The sequence below is a fragment of the Frankia alni ACN14a genome (assembly GCF_000058485.1).
Lineage (GTDB): Bacteria > Actinomycetota > Actinomycetes > Frankiales > Frankiaceae > Frankia > Frankia alni.
The window spans coordinates 3,713,838-3,729,514 of sequence record NC_008278.1 but is presented as its reverse complement, the minus strand read 5'-3'; the positions used below and the strand labels follow the sequence as shown (position 1 = coordinate 3,729,514).

15 protein-coding genes are annotated in these 15,677 nt (G+C 73.8%); 9 read left to right on the top strand and 6 right to left on the bottom strand.

Features of this window, described 5'->3' with window-relative positions; genetic code table 11:
• The first annotated feature begins 46 nt into the window (after positions 1–46).
• A complete protein-coding gene (locus tag FRAAL_RS15035) occupies positions 47–433 on the top strand; it encodes a RidA family protein (RefSeq protein WP_011604589.1) in 387 nt (128 codons plus the stop codon).
• A 240-nt stretch (positions 434–673) separates the two neighbouring features.
• Here the strand turns inward: FRAAL_RS15035 and FRAAL_RS15030 are convergent, their stop codons facing one another.
• Entirely contained in the window at positions 674–1,381 is a 708-nt protein-coding gene (locus tag FRAAL_RS15030; RefSeq protein WP_083866802.1) for a zinc-binding dehydrogenase, read from the bottom strand.
• A gap of 28 nt (positions 1,382–1,409) precedes the next feature.
• Here FRAAL_RS15030 and FRAAL_RS15025 point away from each other — a divergent pair, with 28 nt between their 5' ends.
• Complete coding sequence (locus tag FRAAL_RS15025) at positions 1,410–2,129, top strand: TetR/AcrR family transcriptional regulator (RefSeq protein WP_041939343.1); 720 nt, start codon at positions 1,410–1,412, stop codon at positions 2,127–2,129.
• A gap of 120 nt (positions 2,130–2,249) precedes the next feature.
• On the opposite strand, the gene FRAAL_RS15020 is transcribed toward FRAAL_RS15025, so the two are convergent.
• Positions 2,250–3,338, bottom strand: a complete 1,089-nt coding sequence (locus FRAAL_RS15020; RefSeq protein ID WP_050997378.1) for an LLM class flavin-dependent oxidoreductase — start codon at positions 3,336–3,338, stop codon at positions 2,250–2,252.
• Positions 3,339–3,687: 349 nt separating this feature from the next.
• On the opposite strand from FRAAL_RS15020, the gene FRAAL_RS15015 reads away from it, so the two are divergent.
• From FRAAL_RS15015 to FRAAL_RS15005, 3 genes are all read left to right on the top strand, one after another.
• Positions 3,688–5,913: an anthranilate synthase family protein gene (locus FRAAL_RS15015; RefSeq protein ID WP_041940561.1), complete on the top strand. Its 2,226-nt coding sequence runs from the start codon at positions 3,688–3,690 to the stop codon at positions 5,911–5,913.
• A gap of 155 nt (positions 5,914–6,068) precedes the next feature.
• A complete protein-coding gene (locus tag FRAAL_RS15010) occupies positions 6,069–6,623 on the top strand; it encodes a GNAT family N-acetyltransferase (RefSeq protein WP_011604584.1) in 555 nt (184 codons plus the stop codon).
• A gap of 223 nt (positions 6,624–6,846) precedes the next feature.
• Positions 6,847–7,713 (top strand): NAD(+)/NADH kinase, encoded by an 867-nt coding sequence (locus FRAAL_RS15005; protein WP_231861658.1) that lies wholly within the window; start codon positions 6,847–6,849, stop codon positions 7,711–7,713.
• A gap of 69 nt (positions 7,714–7,782) precedes the next feature.
• Here the strand turns inward: FRAAL_RS15005 and FRAAL_RS15000 are convergent, their stop codons facing one another.
• Positions 7,783–8,031, bottom strand: a complete 249-nt coding sequence (locus FRAAL_RS15000; RefSeq protein ID WP_041939342.1) for a hypothetical protein — start codon at positions 8,029–8,031, stop codon at positions 7,783–7,785.
• A 135-nt stretch (positions 8,032–8,166) separates the two neighbouring features.
• On the opposite strand from FRAAL_RS15000, the gene FRAAL_RS14995 reads away from it, so the two are divergent.
• Positions 8,167–9,120: an NAD(P)H-dependent flavin oxidoreductase gene (locus FRAAL_RS14995; protein WP_011604581.1), complete on the top strand. Its 954-nt coding sequence runs from the start codon at positions 8,167–8,169 to the stop codon at positions 9,118–9,120.
• A gap of 65 nt (positions 9,121–9,185) precedes the next feature.
• Here FRAAL_RS14995 and FRAAL_RS14990 read toward each other — a convergent pair whose 3' ends face one another.
• Positions 9,186–10,058 carry an LLM class F420-dependent oxidoreductase gene (locus FRAAL_RS14990; RefSeq protein WP_011604580.1) on the bottom strand — a complete coding sequence of 291 codons (873 nt, stop codon included), beginning with the start codon at positions 10,056–10,058 and terminating at the stop codon, positions 9,186–9,188.
• Positions 10,059–10,241: 183 nt separating this feature from the next.
• Positions 10,242–11,213, bottom strand: a complete 972-nt coding sequence (locus FRAAL_RS14985) for an NADP-dependent oxidoreductase (protein ID WP_041939341.1) — start codon at positions 11,211–11,213, stop codon at positions 10,242–10,244.
• 467 nt (positions 11,214–11,680) lie between these two features.
• Here FRAAL_RS14985 and FRAAL_RS14980 point away from each other — a divergent pair, with 467 nt between their 5' ends.
• A complete protein-coding gene (locus FRAAL_RS14980; protein ID WP_041939340.1) occupies positions 11,681–13,048 on the top strand; it encodes a TetR/AcrR family transcriptional regulator in 1,368 nt (455 codons plus the stop codon).
• A 79-nt stretch (positions 13,049–13,127) separates the two neighbouring features.
• Here the strand turns inward: FRAAL_RS14980 and FRAAL_RS14975 are convergent, their stop codons facing one another.
• A complete protein-coding gene (locus tag FRAAL_RS14975) occupies positions 13,128–14,132 on the bottom strand; it encodes an HpcH/HpaI aldolase/citrate lyase family protein (protein ID WP_157892103.1) in 1,005 nt (334 codons plus the stop codon).
• Positions 14,133–14,521: 389 nt separating this feature from the next.
• Between FRAAL_RS14975 and FRAAL_RS14970 the strand changes: the two genes are divergently transcribed.
• Complete coding sequence (locus FRAAL_RS14970) at positions 14,522–15,109, top strand: flavin reductase family protein (RefSeq protein ID WP_011604575.1); 588 nt, start codon at positions 14,522–14,524, stop codon at positions 15,107–15,109.
• Between the two features lie 75 nt (positions 15,110–15,184).
• Positions 15,185–15,568 carry a nuclear transport factor 2 family protein gene (locus FRAAL_RS14965; RefSeq protein ID WP_011604574.1) on the top strand — a complete coding sequence of 128 codons (384 nt, stop codon included), beginning with the start codon at positions 15,185–15,187 and terminating at the stop codon, positions 15,566–15,568.
• Positions 15,569–15,677: the final 109 nt, after the last annotated feature.

Below are 15,677 nucleotides of genomic sequence, written 5' to 3'. Positions count from 1 at the left end.
TCGGTCACCCTCGAGTCAGGACATCACCCAAGGAGGAACGAGACCGATGAGCACCGTCACCCATCTCAACCCGCCGGAGCTGCACTCCTCGCCCGCCTACTCGCAGGCGACGGTGGCCGAGGCCGGCCGGACCCTCTACATCGGCGGCCAGAACGGGACCGACCGCGACGGCGTCATCACCGGCGGGATCGCCGAGCAGACCGCTCAGGCGCTGCGCAACGTCCTCACGCTGCTCGCCGCCGCCGGCGCGGGGCCCGAGCACGTCGCCCGGTTGAACGTCTACCTCGCCGCGCACGTCGATCCCGCCGAGGCGTACGCGGCGACCGGCCCGGTGTGGGGACCCCATCCCACCGCCGTCACGGTCCTGCGGGTTGCCGGCCTCGGCCGCCCGGAGGCCCTCGTCGAGATCGAGGCCACCGCCGCCCTCGGCTGACCGCGCCGGCGACTCGACACCGCGCCTGTCGCGCCGGCCGTCCGGCCGGCGCGGAGCTGGGCGCAGCTCCCGCACGCGGGTGGGCGGGCGGTCCGGGCTCGGCGGGCGGTCCACCTCGGGACAGGTGTGCCGGCGGGGACTCTCAGCCGGTGGTCGGGTTCCTGGACGAGCTGCGCGGCACTGGCCGGGTCGATGGGGGCCGAGCTCATGGCGGACGCTTCCTTCTGATCGGTGTTCGCATCAGTGCCCGACGGTGATGACGATCTTGCCGATCTGGTTGTTGGTCTCCATGCGACGGTGTGCCGCGGCGACGTCGCTGAGGTCGAACGTTCGGTCGATCACCGGTGCCAGGACTCCGCGGCGCACGCCGTTGCCGATGAACGCCTCGGCGCGCCGGATGCGCCCCGGGTCGGCGAACAGGTGGAAGACGGCGTAGCCGTACACGTTGACCGGCCACCACATCGGAAGGGGAGCAGGCCGCGGGTCGAGGGATCCGTAGACGATCAGCATGCCGTCGGCGGCCACGGCTCGCGCGAGCGTCGGCAGGTCGGGGCCGCCGACGCTGTCGAAGACGAGGCGAGCACCGTGGCCGCCGGTGAGCGCGTGCACCTGCTCGACCACAGCGCCGTCGTCGCTGGCGATGACGTGCGCGGCGCCGATCTCCCGCAGCCGCTCGGCTTTGGCGCCGGTCCTGGTGACGGCGACGGGCGTGGCCCCGAGACAGTTCGCGAGCTGGATCGCGGCCAGCCCGACCGCGCTGGACGCGGCCGTGATCACCACCGTGTCGCCGGGCTGCATCCGTCCGACCTCGACCAGCTCGACGTCGTCGAGGTAGAGCACGTCGGGCGCGCCCAGCGTGTCGAACAGGACTGCCCTGGCGCTCGACGGACCGGTCGAGACCACCGATAGCGAGGGCCGTTCGATTTCCGTGCGGTGCTCGGTTTTCATGAGCCGCACTTTATTCGCGCGCTGTACGATGTCAAGGGTGGGTGAGCAGACGTTGGGTCGACGCGCGCGGCTGCGTGCGCAGACGACCGCGGAGATCCAGGCGGTGGCGCTGGCGCACATGGCCGAGGGCGGACCCGACGCCATCTCGCTGCGCGCCATCGCGCGCGCGATGGGCATGAGCGGCAGTGCCATCTATGGCTACTTCGCCACCCGCGACGCGCTCATCACCACGCTGATCGCCGACACGTACGTCTCGGTCATCGACGAGCTGGAGGCGGCCCGCGACGCCGTCCCGCCCGACGATCTCGGCGGCCGGATCGTGGCCTGGGGCGAGGCGTTCCGTCGATGGTCGCTGGCCAACCAGCAGGGCTTCCGGCTGATCTACGGCGACGCCGTGCCCGGCTACCAGGCGCCGGCGGACGGGCCCGTCCCCGCGGCCGCCAAGCGCGCCTGCCTGGGCATCACGGGCCTCGTCGCCGCTGCCTGGCCGCGCATCCGAACCGACCAGTTCGGCAGTGGCTACCAGTGGTCCGACTTCGCGCCGGCGATGGTGTCCGCCGTGCGCGACGCCTACCCCGACCTGCCGCCGGCCGGGCTCGCCCTCACCGCCCGGGTGTGGGGCCGGATGCACGGCCCCGTCGCCCTCGAGATCTACGGCCACCTCCGCTCGGTGACCGGCGACCCCACGACGCTGTACCGCGACGAGCTGGTCGGCCTCGTGCGATCGCTGAACCTCGAGATCGCCTGACGGCCCTGTCGACGTCTGTCGGCAGCCGCCTGCCCGGCCAAGAGCCTGCTCGTCCGGCGACGACTACCCCCGGCGCGCCGCAGGAGGGTGCGCCCCAGTCGCCGGGGCCGGGCCAGCCACCTACCCAGAAAGGGCGTCAGCCGCGGCCGGGGTGGCGGTGGGGTCGGTCGTCGGCTCGGACTCCCACAGGGTGTCGGGGTAGGTGCGGCGCAGCTCGGGGGCGATGTCGGCGGCAAACCATTCGAGCTGCTCACGCTGCCAGGCGACCGGCAGGGAGTCGACGCCGATGCCGGTGAGCTGCTGGCCGTAGAGCTCGGTGAACCGGTGGATCTTGTCGAGGACCTGCTGCGGGCTGCCGACGAGGGCGGAGCCCTGCTCGATGAACTCCTCCAGCTCCCAGAACGGCGAGTTGTTGTGCTTGGCGGCGGGGGTGGCGCGCTGGGCGTTCCAGAACGGCCGGTACGCCTCCAGGGCCTCCTGCGAGGTCTTACGGATCAGCAGGGCCGGGAAACCGCTGCCGACCAGGGGCTCGCCCGGATGGCCGTGCTCGGCCCAGCGCTGGCGGTAGTGGTCGATGAGGTCCTGGTACTGGGCCACCCTGAAGAACCCGTTGGCCGAGTACAGCGGGTCGCCGTGCTTCGCGGCCAGCTCCGTCGTCTGCCGGCTTGTCGCGCTGCCGTGCCAGACCCGGATCGTCGACTGGTAGGGGCGCGGCTGCGTCGTCAGGTCGACCAGGGGCTCCCGGTAACGCCCGGACCAGGTCACGCTCTCCTGCGACCACAGCAGGCGCAGCAGCTCGTACTTCTCGGCGAGCACGTCCCACTGCTCGGCCGGGTCGAGCCCGAAGGTCGCGTAGTGCGGCGCGTGGTTGCCCTTCGCGATGACGAGGTCGAGCCGGCCGCCGCTGATGTGGTCGAGCAGCGCGTACTCCTCGGCCACCTTCACGGGGTCGTGGATGCTCAGCACGGTGACCCCGGTGAGCAGGCGGACCCGGCGGGTGCGGGCGGCGACCGCGGTCAGCAGCACCGCCGGCGACGAGCACAGGAACGGGGCGCCGTGCCGCTCGCCGATCTGGTAGGCGTCGTAGCCGAGCTGCTCGACCAGCGCCGCCTGGTCCAGGACGCTGGCGAGCTTGTCGTGCTGGCTCATCGTCACGCCCGTGTGCGGGTCCGGAGCATTGACGATCAGCGAAAGCACGACGAACTTCACGGTCGTCAGCATACCGATCGGTCAGGTGGGTTTCCGCCCGAACACCACATCCACCCAGCCAGGACCGCCGCCGGGGACAGGACCCGCCACCAGGACCAGACGCGGCCGGTGGGCCCACGGGGCAACCGGGGACCACAGGACGCACGCATGGACCGCGGCCGACGGCACGCTAGAGTAACCGCATGCCCGCGCGCCGGAGTCTCTGGTGGGCCGCCACATCGGCGGTCCGCACCCAGCGCGCGTAGTCCACGCACGCGGCCGCCCACCCCGGCGGCCGCCATCGTCACCTCGACACGGCGAGGGACGGCCGTCGCCCACGGCGCCCGCCCGACCCCACGAGGCCATGATCATGGATCTGCTCCGTTCCCTGCTCGCCACCGCCGGCGCCGGCGGCGAACCTGGTCCGTTCGCGCTGCTGCGCCGCGAGGGCGCCGACCATCTCGACGTACTGCGCGGCGAACTCGACGTCGTCGACCGGCTCGCCGACCTCCCCCTGCCCGCCGCCGGTCCCGCCGGGCCGCGCACGCTCGCCCTCGTGCCCCACCGCCAGCTCACCGAACGCGGCCTGACCTGCGTCGACGACGCGATGCCGCTGGAGTGCCTGCGCGTCGACGAACACGTTCGGATCCCGCTCGCGACGGCCCTCGCCGCGCTGCCCGACCGTGCGATCACCGCCACCGGCGGGCACTTCGACCTCAGCGACGAGCAGTACGCCGAGACGGTCTCCACGGTGCTGCGGGAGGAGATCGGCCGCGGCGAGGGCGCGAACTTCGTCATCCACCGCGTCTACTCCGCCGACCTCGACACCCCGCCGCTGGCCGCCGGGCTCGCCGCGCTGCGCCGCCTGCTACTCGGTGAGCGCGGCGCCTACTGGACGTTCCTCGTCCACACCGGGACCCGGACGCTGGTGGGGGCCACGCCGGAGCGGCACGTCAGCGTCGAGGCCGGGCTCGTGATGATGAACCCGATCAGCGGCACCCACTGGCTGCCCGCCACCGGCCCGGACCCCGCGGCGCTGCTGCGGTTTCTCGCCGATCCCAAGGAGATCGACGAGCTGTACATGGTGCTCGACGAGGAGCTGAAGATGATGGCCCGGGTCGCCGAGCGCGGCGGCGAGGTCATCGGTCCGCAGCTCAAGCAGATGGCCCACCTCGTGCACACCGAGTACCTGCTCGCCGGCCGCGGTGACGCCGACGTGCGCGACGTGCTGCGCGAGACGATGTTCGCCCCGACCGTCACCGGCAGCCCGCTGGACAACGCCCTGCGGGTCATCGCCCGCCACGAACGCCGGGGACGGCGCTACTACGGCGGGGTGTGCGCCCTGCTCGGCCGCGACGAGGCCGGCCGCCAGACGCTCGACGCCCCGATCCTCATCCGCACGGCGGAGATCACCCCCGACGGGCGGCTGCGGGTGCCCGTCGGGGCGACGCTGGTCCGCCATTCCACCGCCGCGGGCGAGGTCGCCGAGACCTACACCAAGGCCGCCGGCATCCTCGCCGCCCTCGGCCTGCGCCCACCCGCCGGCCCCCTCCCCACCAGCCCCACCAGCCTCCTCCCCACCAGCCTCCCACCCACCGTCCGCGACGCCACCGACTCGCGGCGGGACCTCGGCCAGCCCTCGCCGGACGGTCCGCGCGTGCCGCTTGCGGCGGATCCACGCATAGCGGGGGCGCTCGCCGCCCGCAACACCCACCTCGCCCCCTTCTGGCTGCGGCGGGGCGAGCCGGGGACGGCCGCGGTGCCCGCGCTGACCGGCCGCAGCGCCCTCATCGTCGACGCCGAGGACAGCTTCGCCGGCATGCTCGCCCACCTGCTGCGGGAGCTCGGCCTCGCGGTCACCCTCCGGCCGTGGGACCAGGCGGCCGGACAGCCTGTCCAGGGCACGGACGGTGGCGGCCGGGGACCGGATGGCGGCGGCCCTGGGGCGCAGGCGGTCGGCCCTGGTGCGGCTGGCGGCGATCCCGGAGCGGATGGCGGCGATCTCGGAGCGGATGGCGGCGATCCCGGTGCGGCTGACGGCGACCATGGTGGCGCGGGGTTCGACCTGGTGGTGGCCGGGCCCGGGCCCGGCGACCCCGACGACGTCTCCGACGTGAAGATGGCGACCATGCGGCGGGTGATCGCGGATCGGCTGGCGGCGCGGCGGCCGCTGCTCGGCGTCTGCCTCGGCCACCAGCTGCTCGCCGGGCTGCTGGGGCTGCGGCTGCACCGTCGCGACGCCCCCTACCAGGGGCTCGCGCGCACCATCGACCTGTTCGGCCGGCCCTGTCGCGTCGGGTTCTACTCCACCTTCACCGCGATGGCCGACAGCGACGAGCTCGCCACCGCGTACGGTCCGGTCCGGTTGGCACTCGACCGCACCGACGGGTCGGTGCACGCACTGCGCGGGGCGGCGTTCACCGGGGTGCAGTTCCATCCCGAGTCGGTACTCAGCGAGGACGGCCTGCCGGTCCTGCGTGACCTGCTGGCCGAGCTGCTGACATCCTCGTTCACGCCGGCTCCCCGGGCCGCGGCGGCGAGCCCCGGCACGCCATCGGCCCTCGGCCGCGGAGCCGGGACGGGCCTCGAGAAGTAGTACGGAGTAGTCCGGATCGGCCCGGCGGGCGGGGAGGCCTGCGGAGCGGGGGCGCTGCGGAGCGGGGGCGCTGCGGTGCGCGGTTCCGTTACGACCTCGTCACCGTCACCGGTGCGGTCCGCACCGGGGGCCGGGGCGAGGGAGGATCCGGGGGCATGGTCACCATCAGGGCAGCGCACCCGTCCGACGCGGCGGGCATCCGGGCGATCTACGCGCCCTACGTCGCCGGATCGCCGTCGACCTTCGAGGAGGAGCTCCCGACGCCGGCGGACCTCCAGGCGCGCATGCTCGCCTCGCCCCGCCGGCCGTGGCTGGTCGCCGAGGCCGGCGGGGAGATCGTCGGCTACGCCTACGCCAGCGCGCACCGTACGCGGGCGTCCTACCGCTGGTCGGTGGACACGTCGGTCTACCTGGCGGCCGGGCACCACCGGCGCGGGCTCGGCCGCCGCCTCTACGACGAGCTGATCGCGCAGGTCCGGACGCTGGGCTACCTCAACCTGTACGCGTGCATCACCCTGCCGAACGCGGCGAGCGTCGCGCTGCACACCTCGGTGGGTTTCCGGCCGATCGGGGTGTTCACCGACGTGGGGTACAAGCTCGGCGCCTGGCACGACGTCGGCTGGTTCGGGCTGACCCTGGTCGACGAGCACCCCGCCGAACCCGCCGAGCCGCGCCCCTGGCTGCCCGAGGGCATGCCCGCCGCCCCGTGACGGCAGAGCCGGCGCAACACCTGTGGGTGGGCAGAGCGGGGTTGGGCACGATCGGTGGGGCACGGGTCGGCGGGTCTGCCGGTCGGCCGGGCTGGCCGGCGGGCCGGGCGGATCGGCGGGTTGGGCGGATCGGCGGGTTGGTGGGTCGGCCGGGTCGGCGTAGCGGCAGGGCGCAGGGTCGGACGGTGCGAGTGGCGCGGAGGGCGGGAGGGTCGTGCGGGCGGTGGGAATAGTGCTGCATCCGCGGCGGGACTCGGCCGAGGCCGTCGGGGCGGTCCTGGACTGGGCCGCCGAGCGGGACGTGGCCGTGCTCGGCATCGGCGACGAGATCGAGCGGCTTCGGTGCGCCGCGGTGGCGGTGCCCGCCGAGGAGCTGGCGGAGCGCAGCGACCTGCTGGTCAGCCTCGGCGGGGACGGGACGATGCTGCGCGCGATGCGGCTGGCCGACAGGCGCACGGCCCCCGTGCTCGGGGTGAACCTCGGCCGGCTCGGCTTCCTCACGGAGGTCGACGTGCCGGACCTGGCGGCGGCGCTGACGGCGATCGACCGTGACGAGTACGCGGTGGAGCCGCGCCTCGCCGTCGACGCGCGGATCGGCGCGACGACCGTGAGCGCCTTCAACGACGTCGCCGTCGTCCGGGTACCGGGGCACGGCGGCAGCGCGGCGGTGGCGCTGCGGGTCGACGGCCGGCCCTTCGTCCGCTACGCCGCCGACGCCGTCGTCGTCTCCACCCCGGCGGGCTCGACGGCGTACAGCTTCTCGGCCGGCGGGCCGATCGTCAGCCCGTCCGTGGAGGCGCTGCTGGTCACCCCGGCCGCGCCGCACTCGGCGTTCAACCGGGGGGTGGTGCTGTCCGTGCGCGACGCCCTCGCCCTCGACGTGCTGCCCGGCAGTGCGCGCCTCGCCGTCGAGGTCGACGGCCGGGTGCACGACTATCTGGAGGCCGGCGCGACGGTCGAGCTGCACCCTCGGCCCGGCGCGGCGGGGGTCGTCCGCCTCGGCCGGACGACCTTCTACGAGCGGGCCGCCCGCAAGCTGCGCCTCGCCGGCTCCGCCGAGGTCGACGGCCCCCGGCCCGACCCGACCTGAGCCGCCGGCCCCGTCGGGTCCGGTCAGCGAGCGGATCGGGTCAGCGAGCGGATCGGGTCAGCGAGCGGGTCAGCGGCCGGCGGTCCAGCGGCGGTCGGACTCGTCCCAGGCCTCGTTGCGGTCGTCCAACCGCTCCCGCCAGTGCGCCGCCTGCTCGGCGCTGTCGTAGGGACCGAGGCGGCGGTGTCCCGGCGAGTCCGGCGGGTTCTCCGCCCGCCCGTGATCGAGGCACCACCACCAGCCGGTCGGATTCCACGCCGAGCTGTCTGCCGCCCGGCCACGGCCCCGCCCGGACACCCGCTGCAACCACCTGAACATGTCTCGATCAGTACCCCGGATCGCCCGCCTCCACCCGAAGGCAACCGGTCGAGCGTGGGAACCCGCAGGCCTACGATTCGACCTGTTTATGGTCTGGCCCTTGTCGGCAGCCCTGCGCGCCCCGGGAGTCGCCTCATGCCCGTCGATGGAGTACCAACCGCCCCGATCCGCTCCCCCGCGGGGCTCGCCGCGCTGCTCGGCGTGCGGATCCCGATCGTCCAGGCGCCGATGACCTACATCGCCGGGGCTCAGCTCGCCGCGGCCGTGTCGAACGCCGGCGCGCTCGGCGTCATCGAGACGACCTCGCCGCAGGGCCGCGAGGACCTCAAGCGGGTCCGCGACCTCACCGACGCGCCGGTCGCGGCGAACATCGCGCTGGCCGCGCGCAACGAACCCGCCACCGTCGACGTGCTCGCCGACGCCGGCATCCGCACCGTGATCACCTCCGCCGGCGACCCCAGGGTGATGACCGGGCGGCTCCAGGACGCCGGGATGACCGTGTTCCACGTCGTCGGCAGCCTGCGCAACGCGCTCAAAGCCGCCGACGCGGGCGTCGACGGGGTGATCGTCGAGGGCGTCGAGGGCGGCGGGTTCAAGAACCCGCAGGCCGCGTCGACCCTCGTCCTGCTGCCCCTGGTCGCCTCCCGCCTGGACCTGCCGATCATCGCCGCCGGGGGGATCTGCGACGGGCCGTCGATGGCCGCGGCGCTCGTCCTGGGAGCCCAGGGCGTGCAGATGGGCACGCGGATGCTGACGTCCGCGGAGTCGCCGATCCACGACAACCTCAAGAACGCTGTCGTCGGCGCGGACGAGACCGCCACCGTGATGCTGTCGGTGCGGGGACTGCCGACCATGCGGGTCCTACGCACCCCCACCGCCGAGCGGGCCCTGGCCGCCGGCCGCGCCGACGTGGGCCTCGACGGCATCCCGACGCTGTACTTCGCCGGCGACCTGGCGGCCAGCATGGCGAACACGGGCCAGGTGGCCGGCCGGATCGGACGGGTCGAGGCGGTCGCCGACATCATCGGCCAGACGTGGGCGGGCGCCCGCGCCGCGCTCGACGACGCCCGCGCCCGCCTAGACGTCTGAACTTCTGCGCCCCTGAACTTCTGTGCCCCTGAACTCCTGCGCCCCTGAGCTCCGAACCTCTGGGCTCAGAGTTCGGCGGCCGCCGGGATGAGGCGCTCGCCGAGCAGCTCCAGCGGACGCAGCGTGTCCACGCCCGGCACCGACCCGTGGTAGTGGGTGACGCCGAGCCCGGCCAGCCGCTGGATCTCGGCGAGCAGGGCGTCGATCTTCTCGCCGCCGGGCCCGGGGTCGAGCGGGCCGATCACCGTCTTCTCGATCTCGTCGTAGTCCCGCCCGACGTCCTGGCAGTGCGCGCGCAGCACGTCGAGCTTGTGCTCGACGTCGGGACCGGCGAACAGGTTGCAGGCCTGCGCGTAGCGCGCGACCAGGCGCAGGGTCTTCTTCTCGCCGCTGCCGCCGATGAGGATCGGCGGGTGCGGCCGGCGCAGCGGCGCCGGCACGTTGAGGGTGCGCTCGAGCTGGTAGTGCCGACCGCTGTAGGGCGCGTCCCTGCCGCTCCACATCTGCAGAATGATCTCCAGCGCCTCCTCGAGGCGCTCGAAGCGTTCGGCGGTCGGCGGGAACGGCAGGCCGAGACCGCGCGCCTCCGGCTCGTTCCAGGCGGCGCCGATGCCGAGCCACGCCCGGCCCTCGGACAGCACGTCCAACGTGGTCACGAGCTTCGCGAGCAGTCCGGGCTCCCGGTAGACGACCGCGGTCACCCAGGCGAGCAGCTCGATGCGGGTCGTGCGCGCGGCCAGGTAGCCGAGCGTCGTGTAGGCCTCGAGCATGTCGTGCTCGGGCGGGCCGATCATGCCGATCTGCCAGACGTGGTCCATGACGCTGAGCTTCGAGAAGCCCGCGTCCTCGGCCGCGACCGCCACGCGCGTGAGGTCCTGCGCGAGGGTCTGTGGCCCGCCGGACCAGGTGAAGTCGGAGACGTGCAGCCCGATTTCCATGGCCGTCCTTCCCGTCGGATGGGGACCGATCCCGGCGCACGTGGCGCGCCGGTGAGCGCCGAGGTGCCGGTGGATCCAGCGGAACCAGATGTACCGGAGGATCCTCCGTTTGCGACCCTACCGCCGCCCGCGTCGCAGCCTCGTCCCGGGCGGTCCGCGCCGCCACCGGCACGCCCGACGCGCTCAGTCGAGGACGACGACGAACTTCCCGCGCACGTGGCCCGCCTCGCTGAGCCGGTGCGCCTCGCCGAGCTCGGCGAGCGGCAGGGCCCGGGCGACCGGCATGGTGAGCCGGCCCGCCGCCGCGAGCGTCGCCGCCTCCCGCAGCGAGTAGAAGGCCCGCCCCTCCGCCCCGGTGGTGAACCGGACGCCGTGGTCCGCCGCGGTGGCGTCGCCGATGGACACCACCCGGTCCGGGCTGCCGGTCAGCGTGATCAGATCCGGCAGCGCCCCCTCGCCCGACACCGCGAGGGCGGCGTCGACCCCGTCGGAGGCCAGCGCCCGGACCCGGTCGACCAGGCCCGGACCGTAGTCCGTCGCCGCCACGCCGAGCGAGCGCAGGTACTCCTGGTTGTCCCGGCTGGCGGTGCCGATCACCCGCGCCCCGCGCGCCTGCGCGAGCTGCACGGCGGCCAGCCCGACGCCGCCGGCCGCGCCGTTGACCAGGAGCGTCGTCCCGGCCGACGCCGACCCGCCCTGCTCCGACCCGGCCGCCGCCTCCAGACCGGCCCCCAGCTCCTGGTCGGCGGTGATGCCGAGCAGGTCGAGGCCGCGTGCGGCGGTCTCGACGGCCATCGCCAGGCCCGCGGCCTGCGCCCAGGTCAGCTCGGGCGGCTTCGGCGCCCACTCGTCGAGCACGGCGTACTCGGCCGAGGCGTTCTGCGCCGCGCCGAACACCTCGTCACCGACCGACACACCCTCGACGCCGGCGCCGACCTCGTCGACCACGCCCGCTGCCTCCAGGCCCGGGATGTGCGGCAGCGGCACGGGGATGGTGCGCAGCGTCGAGCCGTTGCGGATCTTCCAGTCGACCGGGTTCACGCCGGCCGCGCGCACCGCGATCCGGATCTGCCCCGGCCCCGCGTGCGGCTGCGGCACGTCGACCAGGTGGAGGACCTCAGGGCCGCCGGTCTCCTCGAAACTCATCGCCTTCATGCGAGCATCCTCGTTGTCCATGCCTGCATTCTGGTCCCGCTCCCCTCCGCGCCGGTCGGTGCCGGTCCGCGCCGGGCCGCGTCCGCGGGACCGAGGGGAACCGTTCGCGTCCTCGTCCCCCGCGTCCCCGCGCCCGGTCCTCGACCGCCCGTATCCTCGCCGGTCCCGGGCCGGGACGGCGGGAGGGGGCCCGGCCGGCGCGCGTCGACCCCGTGCCGCAGCCGGCCGAGCCTCGGCGGCCAGGGAGGGTCCGTCCTCGTTGGTCCGTCCTATTTCGAATTTCTGACACGATGTATTCCTGTAACACAACAGACTTGGCTATCTAGATGATCGGCCTGGCTGGACGCAAGTCCCCCGCCAACCCTCGATACCCGGCATTCCGGCGGCCCGCCGTCGTCGCGAGCCCGACTCGCCCAGCCGGGTAGGTGCCACTACCACGCCGGAGGGGATCGCATACTCTGACATAGATGTCCGAGAACGAGATCCTCCGACGGGCCAGCTACGGTCCGACCAGTCCCGTGGTCGGCGCGCGCGGCACCCGCACTCGTGCGCGCATCGTGACGGCGGCGCTGGACCTGTTCGAGTCGCAGGGCTTCCACGGGACGTCGGTCGACGAGATCGCCACCGCGGCCGGTGTCTCGCGCGCCACCCTCTACCAGTACTTCGAGAGCAAGGAGACGATATTCGTCGAGCTGCTCAACGAGTGCGGCGGCGCCCTCATGCGGGTCGTGCGCCGGATCGGTCCGCTCGGGCCCACCGCTCTCGGCTTCGACAATCTGCACTGGTGGCTCGGCGAGTGGGCCTGGGTCTACGACAAGTACGCCACGATGTTCGTGCAGTGGGCGAACGTCGACTCGCCGCGCACGTCGCTCCGGCCGATGATCAGCGGCTTTCTGGAGTCGTACTACGACCGGATCGCCGAGCGCCTGGTCTCCTCACAGGTCGAGGGCATCGACCCCGTCGACGCCGCGATGACGCTCACCACCCTGGTGAACCGGTTCAACTACTTCCGGCACAGCGGTTTCGGGGACGGGCTGCCGGTCGAGAAGCTCGTCGACAACCTCGCCGTCGTGCTCCAGCTCATCCTGTTCCCGCACACCCCGGCCAGCGCCTTCGCGCAGCTCGGGGCCGAGGGTGTCGGGTCGGCGCGCGCCCCCCGCCCGGTGCGTCGCCCACCGCTGGCCGCGGTCCCGTCCCCGCCGGTGCCCGAGGTGACCGAGCGGTTCGCCTCCCTGAGCCCACGGGCGTCGGCGACCGTCCGCCAGATCCTCGACGCCGGCATCCAGTGCTTCGCCGAGCGCGGCTACCACCTCTCGTTCGTCGACGACATCGTCGCGACGGCCGGCCTGGCCCGCGGCACCTTCTACAAGTACTTCGACGAGAAGCTGGACCTGCTGCTGGCGCTGAGCGCCGAGGCGTCGGCGGTCAGCACCCGCCTGGGCGTCGAGATCCGCGGCATCACGCTCGGCCCGGAGGGTCTCGGCCGGCTGCGCGGCTGGCTCTCCGACTTCGTCGCGTTCCACCTGCGCTACGTCGGGGTCACCCGGACCTGGATCGAGGCGGCGCCGCAGGACCCCCGCCTGGACGTGGTGCGCCGCCAGGTGGGGCACGAGATGTGGGCCGACTACGCGGCCCTGCTCGAACAGGTGGAGCGGACCTATCCCCTCGACCTCGACGTCGCCGGCCTGGTGTTCTTCTGCCTGCTCGAACGGTTGCCGGACACCGCGGTCAACATGGCCCCGCCGAAGACCCCCGACGAGGCCGCCGCGCTGCTGGGCACCGTCATCGAGCGGGGCCTGCTCAACGGCCGACCGATCGGCCACGCCGCCGCCTGACCCAGCCCGGCCCCGTGACCCAGCCCGGCCCCGTGACCGAGGCCGCCGCCTGAGCCCGGGAGGCCCCAGGGCAGGCGAGCTACTGCGCGCGGGCGAGGGTTCGGCGGGCGGCGACGGCCAGCGCCTCGTCGATCATCTCGCCGTCGAGACCGACCGCGCCGGCGCCGCGGCGGTGCGCGTCCTCGAGCGCCGCGAGCACCGCCCGGGCGCGGGCGACCTCCTCGGGCCCGGCGGTGAACGTCTCCCGCACGGTGGCGATCTGCGCCGGGTGGATGACCCACTTGCCGTCGTAGCCCAGCTCCCGGGCGTGCTCGGCGGCCGCGCGCAGCCCGGCGTCGTCGGCGGTGCCGAGATAGGGCCCGTCGATGGCCCGCAGACCGTGGGCGCGCGCGGCGGTGAGCACCTGGTCCTGGACGTACAGCCAGCGCTGTGGCGGTGTGCTCGGCGCCCGGCCCAGCGAGGCGCCGAGGTCGGCGTACCCGAGGATCAGCCCCTCCAGCCGGCCGCCGTGCGCGGCGATCTCCGCCACCCGGGACAGGCCCTCGGCGTTCTCGATCAGCGCCTGCACCCGCACGGGTGCCGTGCGCCCCGTGGCCGCGACGATCCCGTCGAGCAGCCGCTCGACGAAGGCGAGATCGCCCGCGTCCGACACCTTGGGGACGACGAGGGACAGCGGCCCGTCACCGGCCCCCACGCAGGCCGCGATGTCGAGATGGCACCACGGCGACCGGATCGCGTTCACCCGCACGGACACCCCGACCCCGCCTGCCCGGGGCCCCGCGAGAACCTCCGCGAGCACCCCGGCCAGCAGGGCGCGGGCGTCGTCCTTGCGCTGCGGCGCCACCGCGTCCTCGAGATCGAGGACGAGCTCGTCGGCGCCCCGGTCGAAGGCGCGCAGGATCCGCTTCTCCTCCGTTGCCGGCACCGACAGGATCGCCCGGCAGCGACCCGCGCCCCCGCCCGATCCGCCGTCACCCGCGCTCGCGGGGCCCCCCGGCCCGCCGTCCCCCGGACCCACGGAGCCGCCGTCGGCGCCGCCCGTGTTCCGACCCTCGTCGTGCTGCCCCGCCGGGTGTCCCGACACCTCACCACTCCCTCGGACCTGGCGCGCCAGCCGCCACAGCCGTGACGTGTTCGTCAGACGCACGATACATTTCCGCCCGGTTCGCCGGCTGCCCGACCCGTCGGCGCCCACCGATGGACGCCAGCGCCGACCGGTCTCACGCGACGTCGAACTCGCGCTCGAGATCCGTGTACGAGCTGTCAGAGACGGCCGCCGGACTCTTGCAGAACATGCCGCAGGTGGCATAACGTGCCACGTGTGGCAGGTCACGCCGTTCCCGTTGCCGGACGGTGCGGCGGGGCCGCCGTTCACGACGTTCCGCCCGGGGCGGCCGGCGGGCAACCGGATGACGGTCCCCGCGGCGGCCCCGCCCGCCCGGCCCCCGTGCCGGCTTCACGCGAGGAGTCCCGATGACGTTGGACCTGAAGGCAGCCGCCACGACGCTGAACGGGCTGCGGCCGTTCCCCGTGGCGGTCACCACCATCCTGAACGGCCGGGCGAACGGCCTGATGTCGCTGTCGGCCGGAGCCGCGAGCATCGTGCCCGAGGCGCCACGCGTGACGATCAGCCTCACGAAGTACAACCTGACCCACGACCTGGTCCTCGAGTCCGGCGTCTTCGCCATGCACCTGCTGGCGGCGACCCCGGAGGAGCAGTTCGCGATCTCCCTCGACATCCTCATGGGCCTGGGCGGGAGCTCCGGCCGTGACGGCGACAAGATCAGCCAGTTCCGGACGAAGCCGGGTGTCACCGGTACCCCGATCCTGCTCGACGCGCTCAGCTACGTCGAGGGCCGGGTGGTCCACTCCCTCGACATCGACGAGAGCACACTGTTCGTCGCCGACGTCGTCGCCGCGGAGCAGCTCCACGACGGCGAGCGGCTGCGCGTCGGCCCGGCGTGGGGCGCCCTGCCCAAGGAGTGGATCGAGCAGTACGACCGCAACCACCACCCCCAGCTCGAGAGCGCGCGCAGGTACCGCGAGCAGGCGAAGTCCTGAGCCCCGGGCCCGGTGGCCCGGCCTCACCGCCGGGCCACCGGGCCGCCACCCCCATCGACCCATCACGGAGTGTGAGTGAGCGACAAGCACGAGCTTCTGGTCAGCCAGTTCCTCGACCGGCTGGTCGAACGGGACTATGACGCGGCGGCCTCCTACGTCGCCGCGGACGCCCGTTACCACGTCAGCGCGTGGCAGCCGGCGGTGGTCGGACGTCCGGCCATCCGCGCGGAGTTCGACCGTCAGGCCGCCCTGTACTCGGCGTTCCAGTACGAGCTGGTCACGGTGGCCTCGACCGACACCGTGGTCTTCACCGAACGGCTCGACAGCCTCACCATGGGCGGGCGGTCCGTCGTCCTGCACTGGTGCGGCGTGTTCACCTTCGACGCCGACGGCCTGATCTCCGTCATCCGCGACTACTACGACATCAAGGAGCTGGAGCAGGCCCTGGCGCCAGCCTGACGCGGCTCCCGGGTACCAGCGCCCGGCCCCCCGCGCCCCGGCGCGGACATGCGACGATCCCCGCGCACGGCCGTCGAGGCCGCCGGTGCGCGGGGATTCGCCGTCACCA